Source organism: Ramlibacter sp. P4_H7 (assembly GCF_056400765.1).
The window spans coordinates 23,972-37,798 of sequence record NZ_JBFUKP010000031.1; the positions used below are offsets into that span (position 1 = coordinate 23,972).

Genomic DNA, 13,827 nt, shown 5'->3' on the forward strand with positions numbered 1-13,827 from the left:
CGTGCTTCCCTCCTTAGACGGTCCTGCGTCCTGCCTTGTGACATCGCAAGCCGCACCCGCTCAGTGCCGCACGTTCGCCAGCTTGTCCGGATTGCGCACGGCGTAGATCGCCACGATGCGCTCGCCGTCCGTCTCCACCGCGTTGGCGGACTCCAGTTGGCCGTCGACGTAGCGCAGCAGCCCCGGCTGGCCGTTGATGGTCGCGATGCGGTACTGCAGGCGCGGGCCCAGACGCAGGGCGTGCGCCCAGTACAGGTTGGTCACGCGCTCGCCGCCGCGCAGGCCACCGGCCACCGACGTCGCCTTGCCGCCGCCATCGCCGATCGTGAGAACGTCGTCCGCCAGCAGCGAGCGGATGGCGGCGCGCTGCCCGCTGTGCGCGGCGGCGATGAACTTCTGCAGCAGGTCCCGGTGCTTCTCGGGTGGTACCACGAAGCGGGGCCGCTCCTCGCGCACGCGCTCGGCCGCGCGATGCACCATCTGCCGCACGGCGGGCTCGCGCTTGCCCAGCATCTCGGCGACCTCGCCGTAGTCGTAGTCGAACACCTGCCTCAGCAGGAAGGCGGCACGCTCCTCGGGCGCCAGCCGCTCCAGCACGTGAAGGAAAGCCACGGAGACATCGCTGGCGAACTCCGCGATGGCCTCGGGGCTGTGCTCGTCCAGTTCGACGATCGGCTCGGGCAGCCACTCGCCGACATAGAGCGCGCGCTCCGTCTTGGCCGCGCGCAGCCGGTCGATGGCCAGTCGCGTCACCACCGTCACCAGCCAGGCTTCGGCGGAGCGCAGCGCGCCATGGTCCGCCTCGCGCCAGCGCAGCCACGCGTCCTGCAGCACGTCCTCGGCATCCGCGCGCACGCCGAGCATGCGGTAGGCGATGCCAAACAGGCGCGGACGCAGGGCGTCGAAGGAAGGGGTGTCGGCTGGGGCGGTCACGGCGGCTCCGGTGCAGTCCATTCAACCAGACGTGCGAGCCAACCGGTTTGTGACAAGCCCTACCCATTCGGGGACAAGCTGGACGTGGGCCCAGCTGCGCCGCTAGCCGTCCGCTAGGCGCGTGCCGTGCGGCGGCCCGGCGCGCGCGCGGGACGGTGCAGGTTGGCGGCGACCAGCGCCGCGGCCAGCGTCACCAGCCACGAGTAGTACACCCACAGCAGGAACACCGGCACCGCCGCGAACCCGCCGTAGATCGCCTTGTACGTGGGCACCTTGAGCAGGTAGAGGGTGAAGCCCCGCTTGCCCAGTTCGAACGCGATGCTGGCCAGCAGGCCGCCCACCAGCGCGTCGCGCCGGCGCACCGGCGCGTTCGGCACCCAGTGGAACAGTGCGGCCAGCGCCAGAGTCCCGAGCAGCACGGGGCCCAGGTTCAGCACGAAGGCGGCCGAAGGGGGCAGGCGCCCGATCAGCCCGAGCGAGGCGCCCACCAGGTGCGTGGTGGCCCACAGGCTGGCGCCGAGCATGGGCGGGCCGGCCAGCAGCATCAGCAGGTACAGCACCAGCCGCTTCACCAGGGGGCGCGGCTTGCGCACCTGCCAGATGCGGTTGAGCGTGTTCTCCACTGTCATCAGGAGCATCAGCGCGGCGCCCAGAACGAACAGGAAACCGACCAGCGTCAGCCCGCCGGCGTTGGCGGCGAACTGGCCCAGGTGCTTGAGCACCGTGCGCGAGATGTCGTCCGGCAGCAGGTTGCGCAGCAGGTGCTGCTGCAGCGCCTCGTGCAGCTGGCGGAACAAGGGATAGCGCGTGACCAGCGCGAAGCTCACGGCCAGCAGCGGCACCACCGACAGCACGGTGGTGAAGGTCAGGCTGCCGGCCATCTGGGCGACGCGCTCGTCCCGGGCGCGGCGCAGGGCGAGGCGGGTCAGGCCGATCATGCGGCGTGCAGGCGCAGCGCTCGCCGGGCGGCCGGCGTGGTGGAAGGCGCGGCGCTCAAGCGAACGCGGCCCGCCGGCGGATGCGGCGCGCGCCGTGCGCGTGCGTGGCTGAAGTCATGGTGCTCCCCTCCATTGTTGTTCATCGACGGCCGTCCCGGCCTGGACAGGCCCTGGTCCCGGATTCTGGCGGCATGGTTGGGGTGCGTCGCCTCCGGCGCGACTTCCGCAGGCGTGATTTTTGGTAACGCGTGGAATGCGTTGCCGGGCCGCCGCGTTCATCTCCTTGTCCACCAAGGAGGATCCATGCGACACCTCGTCCGTACCCTGGCGCTCGCCGCCTGCACCGTCCCGCTCGCCGCCAGCGCGGTCGAACCGCTGGTCCGCTTCGACGGCGGCATCGGTTCGCAGCCCCTGCGCGCGGGCGGCGCCGTCAACACGGTGTTCGACGTCAATCCCGGCGGCATCCCCTGGGTGATCTCCAGCCTCAGCGCCGACGTCAAGTCCGACGGCAGCATCACGGTGGACGGCCGCGGCCTGCTGCTGGCCGGCGGCAACGGCATCGCCACGCCCGCGAACCAGCGCGTGCGCGCCCGCCTGTACTGCGCCGGCGTGCCGCACAACACCGACGTCGACAACCCGGTGCCGCTGGAGCCCAACGGCGACTTCCGCATCACCGGCTTCCTCACGCCCACCCCGCCCTCTCCCTGCAACAACCCCGTGCTGCTGATCCTCAACGCCGGCGGCGCCTGGTTCGCCGCCGGCATTCCCAAGTAGGCCGCCGGGCCGGTACGACCGGTCCGCGCCGACGGTCCGGCCGGATGCCGGACAATGCGGGGTTTGTCGCGCCGCTGGCGTGCTTGTTGCTCCCCGCTTTCCGTGACCGCCTCCCCACCCGTCCTCTCGACCCGCATGACCCCGGCCGAGCGCCGCGCCAGCGGTTCGCTCGCGATGATCTTTGCGGCCCGCATGCTGGGCCTGTTCCTGGTGCTGCCCGTCTTCGCCCTGGAGGCGGCGCGCTATCCCGGCGGCGACGATCCCGCGCTGATCGGCCTGGCGATGGGCATCTACGGCCTGACCCAGGGCCTGCTGCAGCTGCCCTACGGGCTGGCGTCGGACCGGTTCGGCCGCAAGCGCGTGATCGTCATCGGCCTGGTGGTGTTCGCGGCCGGCAGCTTCCTGGCCGCGGCGGCGCCCAGCCTCGGCTGGCTGGTCGCCGGCCGGGCGCTGCAGGGCGCCGGCGCCGTTTCGGCCGCCGTCACCGCGCTGCTGGCCGACCAGACCCGCGACCTCGTGCGCACCAAGGCGATGGCGCTGGTGGGCGCCAGCATCGGCCTGATGTTCGCCGTCTCCCTGGTCGCCGCGCCCCTGCTGGCCGCGCGCATCGGCCTGCACGGCCTGTTCACCATCACCGGGCTGCTGGCCCTGGGCTGCATCGCCGTGGTGACCTGGTGGACGCCGCCGGCGCCACTGCAGCACGCCAACGTGCCGCGGGGACGACTGGCGGACGTGCTGAAGCACGCGCCCCTGATCCGCCTGGACGTCGGCGTGTTCGTGCTGCATGCCGTGCAGCTGGCAATGTGGGTGGCCGTGCCGGCGCTGCTGGTGCAGGCCGGGCTGGCCAAGGAAGCCCACTGGAAGGTCTACCTGCCCACGGTGGTGGCTTCGTTCGTGGTCATGGGAGCGATGTTCACGCTGGAGCGCCGCGGCTACCTGCGGGCGGTGTTCCTGTCGGCCATCGGCCTGGTGCTGGTGGTGCAGGCGGGACTGTGGGCCACCTCCTTCCAGCCCGGCGTCGCGGTGCTGACCGGGCTGCTGTTCCTGTTCTTCTGCGGTTTCAACATCCTGGAGGCCACGCAACCCAGCCTGGCCTCGCGGCTGGCGCCCCCGCAATCGCGCGGCGCCGCGCTCGGTGTGTACAACACCCTGCAATCCCTGGGATTTTTTGCCGGCGGCGCGGTCGGCGGCTGGCTGGCCAAGCACGTTGGACTGGGCGGGCTGTTCGGCACCTGCGCTGGCTTGATGCTGCTGTGGCTGGTGGTCGCCTGGCCCATGCGTGCGCCGCAGGCGCGTCACACGGCGGAAGAGGTTCTCGCCGACGAAGCCCAGGCGACATAATCCAGCCAGAGCATCCAAGGAATTCCCATGGCATCCGTCAACAAAGTCATCATCGTCGGCAATCTGGGGCGCGACCCGGAGATGCGCTCCTTCCCCAGCGGCGACCGCGTGGCCAACGTGACCATCGCGACCACCGACCGCTGGAAGGACAAGACCTCCGGGGAGATGAAGGAGGCCACCGAGTGGCACCGCGTCGTCTTCAACGGCCGGCTGGCTGAAATCGCCGGCGAGTACCTGCGCAAGGGCTCCCAGGTCTACGTGGAAGGCAGCCTGCGCACCCGCAAGTGGACCGACAAGGACGGCGTCGAGAAGTACACCACCGAGATCCGCGCCGACGAGATGAAGATGCTGGGCAAGCGCGAAGGCATGGGCAGCCCGTCGGGCGACGACGACGGCGGCTACGACAACGCCCCGCGCCGCGCCGCCCCCCCGAGCCGCGCACCCGCGTCCGCACCAGCGGCGCAGCGTCCCGCTGCATCGAAGCCCGCCTCCGGCTTCGACGACATGGACGACGACATTCCGTTCTAGGAAAACCGGCCTGAGGGCTTGGCAGGCCAATCGGCCCGTCGCGTGGCAGCGGCGGGCCGTTCTTGCCTGGGGACGAAGCTGCAAGGAAGACCGCCGCCTGTTCGCAGGGGACTTCCAGGCTTCCGTCCGCCATCCCCGCCGCTCAGGGCTTCAAGCGCAGCGCCGCGTCCTTCAGCGCCTGCAGGTAGTGGTCGGCCGGCAGCGTGCAGCCATCCTGGTCCAGCGTCACGGCGCTGACGCCCGCCGGCACCTGCGCCTGGCGCGCCAGCATCGGCAGCATCGCCGTGGCCTCGTCCATCTCGTCGAACATCGCGACATAGGCACTGCGCGCGCCGTTGGCGGCCAGGCCCTGCAACTGCGCTGCAAGCAGGCGGCCGCAGTCTCTCGGAATCTGGTTCAGGGGCACCGCCAGGTTGCGGGTCGCCATCAGGTTCCGGCTGGAGAAACCGGGAAAGACGACCGGCAGGAAACCCTGGCCATTGCGCACCGCCAGCGCCCGTTGCTCCCTTTGCAGGCCCGCGATGTAGGCCGCGGCTTCCTGCGCGTTGCCATAGCGGCCGACGGTCCACGGGCTGATCACGTCGTAGGCGGCATAGACGCCCGCCCACTCGGCCGCGCTCTTGGAATCGCCCGAGAGGCTGGACCAGCGCGAGGGGACGCCGCCGATGAGGAAGGCCGCCGGCCCGCCCTGCCCCTGCTTGAGGTCCGCGATCAGCTGGCGCACGGCTACGGGCTGGCCCGGGCGGTCGGTGAAGCCGAAGCCCCAGAGCTGCAGCACGGGATGGCTGCCGTCGCGCAGGTAGCCGGCGTGCGCCGCGAGGTCGTAGCGGCGGTGCACGTCCGCCCAGTCCTGCCGGATCAGGTCCAGCACGGAGGCCTCGGTCGCCCCGCTCACGTCGTAGGTGAGGTACAGCGGCAGCTGGTGCCGCTGCGCGGCCGCCATCGCGTTGTCGAGGACGCGGTCGACCCGGCGCTTGAGTGCGGGATCGGCCAGCCAGCTGACGAAGCGTTGCAGCGCCACGGCCTTCACGCCGCTGGCCGCCATCTGGCCGAACTGCAGGTCCACCAGCGCCGGGTCCATGGCGGTATAGAGCTGCACCGGCTGGCCGTCGGCGGCGCGCAGGCCGCTGTCGCACAGCGATGAAGCCGGCAGCTGGCTCACGTCCGGCAGCATGTCCACCGTGATGCGGCCGGCTTCGGCCGACGTGTCGAACCAGTGGATCCAGAGCGTGTTGCCGTCATAGTCGCCGGGGCAGCCGTACCAGGCCTGGTAGCCGGCGATCAGGCGGCCATCCAGCACGCTCGCGCGCAGCGTGGTCGTGCTGGCCGCCCGGGCCGCTTCTCCCGAAGGAGCACTGGTGGCGCCGCCCCCTCCGCCACCGCACGCGGTGAGGAAGAAGGTCAGCAGGCAGGTCGAGAGCACGCGCGAGCGTAGCAAGAAGCGGGAACGGGCCGCCGTCGCGGCCTTCGGGGAAGGGATGGTCATGGGAAGGTGGGAGCCGGAGGCACCCTGGGCTGCGCGGCGCGCCGGTCATGCCGGCTGCTCGAGGCGGTGTCGGGGAAGTCGGATGCCGGTGCCGGAGGACCGGCAGGGCATGCGAGCCCGGGCAGGCGCACCGCGGGAAGACCAGGAAATACTGCAGGGGAAGGTCGGTGCGTGAATCAGCCAGCGAGTCTCGACGTGCTCGCGCCGCAGCTCAATATGCGCGGCAGCGTAAGCAGGCTAGGCAGCCCGCTTACGCCGTAAGTGAATCCCGTGTGCGCCTTACCGGGAACGCGCGATCCGTGCGCGCCCACCCCATCCGGGCCCGCGATGGCGGCGCTCCCGGGGGCAAAGTTCCCCGGCCACGGCCGGCGCCCTATGATGTCGGGTTTCCCTTGGCGCGCCCGCACCCGTGAACGACAGCATCGAAGGCAAGTACCTGCATGAGGCGATTGGCCAGCGGATCAGCATCCGCGGCGCGCGCACGCACAACCTCAAGAACATCGACCTCGACCTGCCGCGCTACCGGCTGGTCGTGATCACCGGCCTGTCCGGTTCGGGCAAGTCCTCGCTCGCCTTCGACACGCTCTATGCGGAAGGCCAGCGCCGCTACGTGGAAAGCCTGTCCGCGTATGCGCGCCAGTTCCTGCAGCTGATGGACAAGCCCGACGTCGACGTGATCGAGGGCCTGTCGCCCGCGATCTCGATCGAGCAGAAGGCCACCAGCCACAACCCGCGCTCCACCGTCGGCACCGTCACCGAGATCCACGACTACCTGCGCCTGCTGTTCGCGCGCGCCGGCACGCCCTACTGCCCGATCCACGAGATCCCGCTGCAGGCGCAGACCGTCTCGCAGATGGTCGACGCCGTGCTGGCGCTGCCCGAGGACACGCGGCTGATGGTGCTGGCGCCGGTGGCGCGCGAGCGCAAGGGCGAGTTCACCGACCTGTTCGCGCAGATGCAGGGCCAGGGCTACGTGCGCTTTCGCGTCGGCGGCGAGGTGTTCGAGTTCGACAACCTGCCCAAGCTGAAGAAGGCGGAGAAGCACGACGTCGACGTGGTGGTGGACCGGCTGAAGGTGCGCTCCGACATGCAGCAGCGGCTGGCCGAGAGCTTCGAGGCGGCGCTGCGCCTGGCCGAGGGCCGCGCGCTGGCAGTGGAGATGGACGGCGGCCGCGAGCACCTGTTCAACGCCAAGTTCGCCTGCCCGGTCTGCCACTACTCCATCAGCGAGCTGGAGCCGCGCCTGTTCTCCTTCAACTCGCCGGTGGGCGCCTGCCCCAGCTGCGACGGCATCGGCACGATGGAGTTCTTCGATCCCTCGCGCGTGGTCGCCTTCCCCGAGCTGTCGCTGGCCGGCGGCGCGATCAAGGGCTGGGACCGGCGCAATGCGTACTACTTCGCGCTGATCGACAGCCTCGCGCGCCACTACAAGTTCGACCCGGACGTGCCCTTCCAGGAGCTGGCGCCGCACATCCGCAAGGTGCTGCTGCATGGCTCGGGCGACGAGGAGATCCGCTTCAGCTATTCGCTGGAGAGCGGCGCGTCGGCCGGCCGCAAGGTGAACAAGAAGCATGCCTTCGAGGGCATCATCCCCAACATGGAGCGGCGCTACCGCGAGACCGATTCGCCGGCGGTGCGCGAGGAGCTGGCCCGCTACCGCAGCATGCAGCCCTGCCCCGAATGCGAGGGCACTCGGCTGCGCAGCGAGGCGCGGCATGTGCGCCTGGGCGAGGGCGCGCAGGCCCGCGCGATCTTCCAGATCGGCCACATGACGCTGCGCGACAGCCAGGCCTGGTTCCAGGACCTGGAGCTGAAGGGCGCCAAGGCGGAGATCGCCGACAAGGTGGTGCGCGAGATCGGCAACCGCCTGAAGTTCCTGAACGACGTGGGCCTGAACTACCTGAGCCTGGACCGCAGCGCCGAGACGCTGTCGGGCGGCGAGGCGCAGCGCATCCGGCTCGCGTCGCAGATCGGCAGCGGCCTCACCGGCGTGATGTACGTGCTGGACGAGCCCAGCATCGGCCTGCACCAGCGCGACAACGACCGCCTGATCGGCACGCTGCAGCACCTGCGCGACCTCGGCAACTCGGTTCTCGTGGTGGAGCACGACGAGGACATGATCCGCGCGGCCGACTACGTGGTCGACATGGGCCCGGGCGCCGGCATCCACGGCGGCCAGGTGGTGGCGCAGGGCACGCCGGCCGAAGTGCTGGCCAACGAGAACTCGCTCACCGGCCGCTACATGGTGGGCACGCTCAAGATCCCGGTGCCGGCCAGGCGCAACCGGCTGGGCGAGCAGCTGGACCCGCAGGTGATCCGCGTGGCCGGCGCGACCGGCAACAACCTGAAGGGCGTGACCGTGGAGATCCCGGTGGGCCTGTTCACCTGCGTCACCGGTGTGTCCGGCTCCGGCAAGTCGACTCTGGTGAACGACACGCTGTATGCCGCCGTCGCGCGCGAGCTGTACCGCGCACACGAGGAGCCGGCGGCGCACCAGGCGATCGAGGGCATCGAGCACTTCGACAAGGTCATCAACGTCGACCAGTCGCCGATCGGTCGCACGCCGCGCAGCAATCCGGCCACGTACACCGGCCTGTTCACGCCGATCCGCGAGCTGATGGCCGAGACCGCCACGGCCAAGGAGCGCGGCTACGGACCCGGCCGCTTCTCCTTCAACGTGGCGGGCGGCCGCTGCGAAGCCTGCCAAGGCGACGGCGTGGTGAAGGTCGAGATGCACTTCCTGCCCGACGTGTATGTGCCGTGCGACGTCTGCCGCGGCCAGCGCTACAACCGCGAGACGCTGGAAGTGCAGTGGAAGGGCCGCAACATCGCGCAGATCCTCGACATGACGGTCGAGGACGCCTACGACTTCCTGAAGCCGGTTCCGGCCATCGCGCGCAAGCTGCAGACGCTGCTGGACGTGGGCCTGTCGTACATCAAGCTGGGCCAGGCGGCGACCACGCTGTCGGGCGGCGAAGCGCAGCGCGTGAAGCTGGCGCTGGAGCTGTCCAAGCGCGACACCGGGCGCACGCTCTACATCCTGGACGAGCCGACCACCGGCCTGCACTTCGCCGACATCGATTTGCTGCTGAAGGTGCTGCACCAGCTGCGCGACGCCGGCAACACCATCGTCGTGATCGAGCACAACCTGGACGTCATCAAGACGGCCGACTGGGTGATCGACATGGGTCCGGAAGGCGGCGACGGCGGCGGCACGGTGGTGGTGGCCGGCACGCCGGAAGAGGTGGCAGCCCATGCGGACAGCCACACCGGCCACTACCTCAAGCGTTTGCTCTGATCCCCGGCGACGAAGGCCGCCTACAAGGCCGGCGCCGGCGCTTTCCTAGCATCCCTCCCACGCCAACTCAAAGTCTGGGAGAAGAACGCATGTCCATCATCGGCACCATCCTCGTCGGCTTCATCGTCGGCCTCATCGCCCGCGCCATCAAGCCGGGCAATGACCGCATGGGGATCATCCTGACCACCCTGCTGGGCATCGCCGGCGCCTTCGTCGCCCGCTACCTGGGGCAGGCCATGGGCCTGTACACGGCCAACGAGCCGGCCGGCTGGATCGCATCGGTGATCGGCGCGGTGATCCTGCTGTTCGTGTTCGCCCTGGTGCGCGGCCGCGGGCGGTATTGATGCAGCGCTGGGGTTCCCCTGCGGCTCACGCCAGCCTACCGCCCCGGGCCGTAGCCTGGTGGTGAACGCAGTGAACCCCAGCTAGTCCTTCGCCGCCTCCAGCACCTCGCGCGTGCGCAGCGCCTCGCGCCGCGCCGCCTCGGCGAAGTCCTCGCCGCCCGACGCATAGAGGATCGCGCGCGAGGAATTGACGACGATCGGTCCATCGGCGCGCCAGCCCGCCTTCACCGTCGCCACCGCATCGCCGCCCTGCGCACCCACGCCCGGGATCAGCAGCGGCAGCGTCGGCGCCAGCGCGCGCACGCGCTCGATCTCCGCCGGATAGGTTGCACCCACCACCAGTCCCAGCTGCCCGTTCAGGTTCCACGGTCCCTGCGCGAGCCGCGCGATGTGCTCGTACAGCAGGGGCTGGCCCTCCACCGACGCCAGCCTCTGGTTCTGCAGGTCGTCGCCGCCCGGATTGGAAGTGCGGCACAGGAGGAAGGCGCCCTTCTCGGGAGACTTCAGGTAGGGCTGCACCGAATCGAAGCCCATGAAGGGCGACAGCGTGACCGCGTCGGCGCCGTAGCGCTCGAAGGCCTCGCGCGCGTACTGCTCCGCGGTGGAGCCGATGTCGCCGCGCTTGGCGTCCAGGATCACCGGCACCTGCGGGAAGCTCGCGCGCAGGTGGCGCATCAAGCTTTCGAGCTGGTCTTCCGCGCGGTGCGCCGCGAAGTACGCGATCTGCGGCTTGAACGCGATCGCCAGGTCGCCGGTGGCGTCGGCGATGCGCGCGCAGAAATCGAAGATGCGCGCGGCGTCGTCCTTCATGCCCGCCGGAAAGCGAGTCGGCTCGGGGTCCAGGCCCACGCACAGCATGGAGCGGTTGCGCTGCTGCGCCGCCTGCAGCATCTCGATGAATGTCATGCGGGGATTCTAGGTTCCCGGGCTCCCCCACAATGCGGCCCCATGCATGCCCTGTCCCGCCAGCAGCTGCTGGTCCTCGTCCTCCTCACGCTGGTGTGGGGCGTCAACTGGCCGGTGATGAAATTGGGCGTGACGGCCTATCCGCCGCTCACCTTCCGCGCGCTGTCGATGTGGCTGGGGCTGCCGGTGCTGGCGCTGGGGCTGTGGGTGCTGAAGGTGCCCTTCCGCATCCCCCGCCGCGACTGGCGCGAGCTCCTGTGGCTCACGGCCACCAACATGTTCGTCTGGCACGTCTGCATCATCCTGGCGGTGCGCACGCTCACCAGCGGCCGCGCCGCCATCCTCGGCTACACCATGCCGATCTTCTCGGCGGTGCTGGGGGCCCTGTTCTTCGCGTCGCCGCTGTCGCGCCGCGCCTGGACTGGCGTGAGCGCCGCGGCGCTGGGCGTGGTGCTGCTGCTCTGGCACGAATTCACCCACCTGGCCGGCCGGCCGTTCGGCGTGCTGCTGGCGCTGGTGGCCGCCGCGTTCTGGGCGCTGGGCACGCAGATGCTGCGGCGCACGCGGCTCGCCGCGCCGGCGCTGGCGATCTCCTTCTGGATGACGGTACTCACCGCCCTCCTGATGGCCGTGCTGGCCATCGTCTTCGAGCGCACGCAGTGGACGCTGCCCGACGCCACGGCCACCGGCGCGATCCTCTACAACGCGGTGCTGATCTTCGGCTTCGCGCACGCCGCCTGGACCTACCTCGCGCGCGGCCTGCCGCCCGTGGCTTCCACGCTCAGCGTGATGCTGATCCCGGTGCTGGGCGTCTTCAGCGGCGCGCTGTGGCTGAAGGAGGCGGTGCACTGGCAGGACTGGGCCGCGGTGCTGCTGATGATGGTGGCGATCGCGTCGGTCCTGTGGCCCACGCGACGGCCGAGCTCCTGAGGCGCAGCCAGGGCGGTTCCATGGGCAACGCGAGCCCAGGTCATCGCGCAGGCCCAGGTCCACCGATGCTTCTGTAGGACGACAGCGCATTTGCCTGGGAGACTGCCCCGCGGCGCGCAGCGCTCCGGACAATGGGGTGAGCATGAACACCCCTCTCGCGGCACGACCGGAGACGCCCCTCGAACAGCGCCTGCAGCTGCTGATCGAGGCGGTGACGGATTACGGCATCTTCATGCTGGATGCCGACGGTCACGTCATGTCGTGGAACACCGGCGCGCAGAAGCTCAAGGGCTGGCGGCGCGACGAGATCATCGGCCAGCACTTCTCCGTGTTCTATCCGCCCGAGGCCCTCGCTTCCGGCTGGCCCCAGGAAGAACTGCGGCTGGCCAAGGCCCGGGGCCGCTTCGAGGACGAAGGCTGGCGCCTGCGCAAGGACGGCTCGCGCTTCTGGGCCAACGTCGTCATCACCGCGCTGTACGGCCCGGCGGGCGAACTGACCGGCTTCGCCAAGATCACGCGCGACCTGACCGAACGGCGGCAGCACGAGCAGGAGCTGCGCACCAGCGAGGAACGGTTCCGGATGCTGGTGGACAGCGTGCGCGACTACGCGATCTTCATGCTGGATCCGCAGGGCATCGTCCAGAGCTGGAATGCCGGCGCCCAGGCCATCAAGGGCTACGCGGGCAGCGAGATCATCGGCCGCCACTTCCGCGCCTTCTACCCGCCCGAGGACCAGGCCGCGCGCAAGCCCGAGCGCGAACTGGAGGACGCGCGCCGGGACGGCCGGGTCGAGGACGAAGGCTGGCGCGTGCGCAAGGACGGCACGCTGTTCTGGGCCAACGTGGTCATCACCGCCGTCCACGACGCCGACGGCCAGCTGCGGGGCTTTGCCAAGGTGACGCGCGACATGAGCGAGCGCCGGCGGCTGGAGGAGCTGGAGAGTTCGAGCCGGCGCATGAACGAATTCCTGGCGATGCTGGCGCACGAGCTGCGCAACCCGCTCGCGCCGATCCGCAATGCCGTGACCATCATGCAGCTGGAATCGTTGCCCAGCCCCGTGCTGCGCAACTGCCGGGACGTGATCGACCGGCAGCTCACGCAGGTCACGCGGCTGGTGGACGACCTGCTGGACGTGGGGCGCCTCACCACCGGCAAGATCAAGCTGCGCAAGGAACTGGTGCGCCTCGCCGACGTGGTGGCCCGCAGCGTGGAGACGGTGCGCCCGCTGATCAGCGCGCGCCGGCACGCGCTGGCCATCGAGCAGCCGGACGAGCCGGTCTACGTGAACGGCGACTCCACGCGGCTGTCGCAGGTGCTGCAGAACCTGCTGGTGAACGCGGCCCGGTACACGCCGGAAGCCGGCAGCATCCGGCTCGCCGTGACGCCCGTCGATTCCTTCGTGAACGTGAGCATCACCGACAACGGCCGGGGCATCGCGCCGGAGCATCTCGAATCGATCTTCCAGCTGTTCATGCAGGCGGACTCGGGCACCTCGGTGGCGGCGGAGAGCGGCCTGGGCATCGGCCTGACGCTCGCGCGCTCGCTGGCCGAAATGCACGGCGGCTCGATCGACGCCATCAGCCCCGGGCTGGGACAGGGCAGCACCTTCACCGTGCGCCTGCCGGTGTCCTCGCACGGCGCGGTCGCCGGCGACGAGGCCGGCCCCGGCGGGCTCGCGGGCGGCGGGCTGCGCGTGCTGGTGATCGACGACAACCGCGATTCCGCCGACAGCGCCACCGACGTGCTGCGGCTGCTGGGCAACCAGGTGGAGTGCGCCTACGACGGCAGGTCGGGCGTCGCCCTGGCGCGGCGCCTGCGGCCGCACGTGATCCTGCTGGACCTGGCGATGCCCGGCATGGACGGCTTCGAGGCACGCAAGCAGCTGCGGGAACAGGCGGGCGGCTCGGCCGCCTTGCTGGTGGCCATGACCGGCTTCGGCAACGAGGAAGACAAGCAGCGCACGCGCGCTGCCGGCTTCGACGCGCACCTGACGAAACCGGTGGAGCTGGATGCGCTGGTGACGCTGCTGAACGAGGCGCGCACCCGCAACGCGCTGGCCGCTCCGGACCTCACGCCTCCGTGAACCGACCCCGCCGCCCTGACTGCGCGGCGGCTTGCGGCGGCGGCTTGCGGCGGCGGCTTACTTGACCGTGTAGCCGCGACCTTCCAGGCAGGCCGCCTTGGCGTTCACGAAGGTCTGCTGCTGTTGCGAGGACACGGACGCCTGCTGCTGCTGCGTGGCGGCGTTCTGGCGGCGGCTCTGGCCGCGCGCTGCGGCCGCACCGACGGCGGCGCCGGTGCCGGCGTCACCGCCGACGACCTCACCGACGACGGCGCCGCGCGCAGCGC

The 13,827-nt window shown here is 70.4% G+C and carries 11 protein-coding genes and 1 pseudogene; 7 read left to right on the forward strand and 5 right to left on the reverse strand.

The features are described 5' to 3' along the window. Positions 1 to 60: 60 nt before the first annotated feature. Both AC1DSA_RS25255 and AC1DSA_RS25260 read right to left on the reverse strand, forming a co-directional pair. The gene (locus AC1DSA_RS25255) at positions 61 to 954 is read right to left on the reverse strand and encodes an RNA polymerase sigma-70 factor (RefSeq protein ID WP_477893860.1); all 894 of its coding nucleotides are present in this window, start codon (positions 952 to 954) and stop codon (positions 61 to 63) included. Positions 955 to 1,046: 92 nt separating this feature from the next. After that, on the reverse strand, positions 1,047 to 1,871 hold the full coding sequence (locus tag AC1DSA_RS25260) for a YihY family inner membrane protein (protein WP_477893862.1): 825 nt from the start codon (positions 1,869 to 1,871) through the stop codon (positions 1,047 to 1,049). Between the two features lie 303 nt (positions 1,872 to 2,174). Here AC1DSA_RS25260 and AC1DSA_RS25265 point away from each other — a divergent pair, with 303 nt between their 5' ends. From AC1DSA_RS25265 to ssb, 3 genes are all read left to right on the forward strand, one after another. After that, positions 2,175 to 2,645 carry a hypothetical protein gene (locus tag AC1DSA_RS25265; protein ID WP_477893864.1) on the forward strand — a complete coding sequence of 157 codons (471 nt, stop codon included), beginning with the start codon at positions 2,175 to 2,177 and terminating at the stop codon, positions 2,643 to 2,645. Between the two features lie 135 nt (positions 2,646 to 2,780). Then, positions 2,781 to 3,986 (forward strand): MFS transporter, encoded by a 1,206-nt coding sequence (locus AC1DSA_RS25270; protein WP_477893866.1) that lies wholly within the window; start codon positions 2,781 to 2,783, stop codon positions 3,984 to 3,986. Positions 3,987 to 4,013: 27 nt separating this feature from the next. Continuing rightward, positions 4,014 to 4,514 (forward strand): single-stranded DNA-binding protein, encoded by a 501-nt coding sequence (gene ssb / locus AC1DSA_RS25275; protein ID WP_477893868.1) that lies wholly within the window; start codon positions 4,014 to 4,016, stop codon positions 4,512 to 4,514. A 142-nt stretch (positions 4,515 to 4,656) separates the two neighbouring features. Here ssb and AC1DSA_RS25280 read toward each other — a convergent pair whose 3' ends face one another. Further along, positions 4,657 to 6,000, reverse strand: a complete 1,344-nt coding sequence (locus tag AC1DSA_RS25280) for a glycoside hydrolase family 99 protein (protein ID WP_477893870.1) — start codon at positions 5,998 to 6,000, stop codon at positions 4,657 to 4,659. Positions 6,001 to 6,409: 409 nt separating this feature from the next. Here AC1DSA_RS25280 and uvrA point away from each other — a divergent pair, with 409 nt between their 5' ends. Beyond that, entirely contained in the window at positions 6,410 to 9,298 is a 2,889-nt protein-coding gene (gene uvrA, locus AC1DSA_RS25285; protein WP_477893872.1) for an excinuclease ABC subunit UvrA, read from the forward strand. Positions 9,299 to 9,387: 89 nt separating this feature from the next. Then, positions 9,388 to 9,642, forward strand: a complete 255-nt coding sequence (locus tag AC1DSA_RS25290) for a GlsB/YeaQ/YmgE family stress response membrane protein (protein ID WP_477893873.1) — start codon at positions 9,388 to 9,390, stop codon at positions 9,640 to 9,642. Positions 9,643 to 9,723: 81 nt separating this feature from the next. Here the strand turns inward: AC1DSA_RS25290 and pyrF are convergent, their stop codons facing one another. Continuing rightward, positions 9,724 to 10,548, reverse strand: a complete 825-nt coding sequence (gene pyrF / locus AC1DSA_RS25295) for an orotidine-5'-phosphate decarboxylase (RefSeq protein ID WP_477893875.1) — start codon at positions 10,546 to 10,548, stop codon at positions 9,724 to 9,726. A 42-nt stretch (positions 10,549 to 10,590) separates the two neighbouring features. Here pyrF and AC1DSA_RS25300 point away from each other — a divergent pair, with 42 nt between their 5' ends. After that, positions 10,591 to 11,478 carry a DMT family transporter gene (locus AC1DSA_RS25300; RefSeq protein ID WP_477893877.1) on the forward strand — a complete coding sequence of 296 codons (888 nt, stop codon included), beginning with the start codon at positions 10,591 to 10,593 and terminating at the stop codon, positions 11,476 to 11,478. Positions 11,479 to 11,620: 142 nt separating this feature from the next. Then, the gene (locus AC1DSA_RS25305) at positions 11,621 to 13,561 is read left to right on the forward strand and encodes a PAS domain-containing hybrid sensor histidine kinase/response regulator (RefSeq protein WP_477893879.1); all 1,941 of its coding nucleotides are present in this window, start codon (positions 11,621 to 11,623) and stop codon (positions 13,559 to 13,561) included. 57 nt (positions 13,562 to 13,618) lie between these two features. Here AC1DSA_RS25305 and AC1DSA_RS25310 read toward each other — a convergent pair. After that, a pseudogene (locus tag AC1DSA_RS25310) lies at positions 13,619 to 13,827 on the reverse strand (hypothetical protein); the annotation flags it as partial.

Bases quoted from the DNA above. Each gene is read 5' to 3' on its own strand.
- AC1DSA_RS25290 (WP_477893873.1), top strand. From the start codon at position 9,388: ATGTCCATCATCGGCACCATCCTCGTCGGCTTCATCGTCGGCCTCATC.
- AC1DSA_RS25260 (WP_477893862.1), bottom strand. From the start codon at position 1,871: ATGATCGGCCTGACCCGCCTCGCCCTGCGCCGCGCCCGGGACGAGCGC.
- AC1DSA_RS25305 (WP_477893879.1), top strand. From the start codon at position 11,621: ATGAACACCCCTCTCGCGGCACGACCGGAGACGCCCCTCGAACAGCGC.
- AC1DSA_RS25270 (WP_477893866.1), top strand. From the start codon at position 2,781: ATGACCCCGGCCGAGCGCCGCGCCAGCGGTTCGCTCGCGATGATCTTT.
- AC1DSA_RS25255 (WP_477893860.1), bottom strand. From the start codon at position 954: ATGGACTGCACCGGAGCCGCCGTGACCGCCCCAGCCGACACCCCTTCC.
- ssb (WP_477893868.1), top strand. From the start codon at position 4,014: ATGGCATCCGTCAACAAAGTCATCATCGTCGGCAATCTGGGGCGCGAC.
- AC1DSA_RS25280 (WP_477893870.1), bottom strand. From the start codon at position 6,000: ATGACCATCCCTTCCCCGAAGGCCGCGACGGCGGCCCGTTCCCGCTTC.
- AC1DSA_RS25265 (WP_477893864.1), top strand. From the start codon at position 2,175: ATGCGACACCTCGTCCGTACCCTGGCGCTCGCCGCCTGCACCGTCCCG.
- AC1DSA_RS25300 (WP_477893877.1), top strand. From the start codon at position 10,591: ATGCATGCCCTGTCCCGCCAGCAGCTGCTGGTCCTCGTCCTCCTCACG.
- pyrF (WP_477893875.1), bottom strand. From the start codon at position 10,548: ATGACATTCATCGAGATGCTGCAGGCGGCGCAGCAGCGCAACCGCTCC.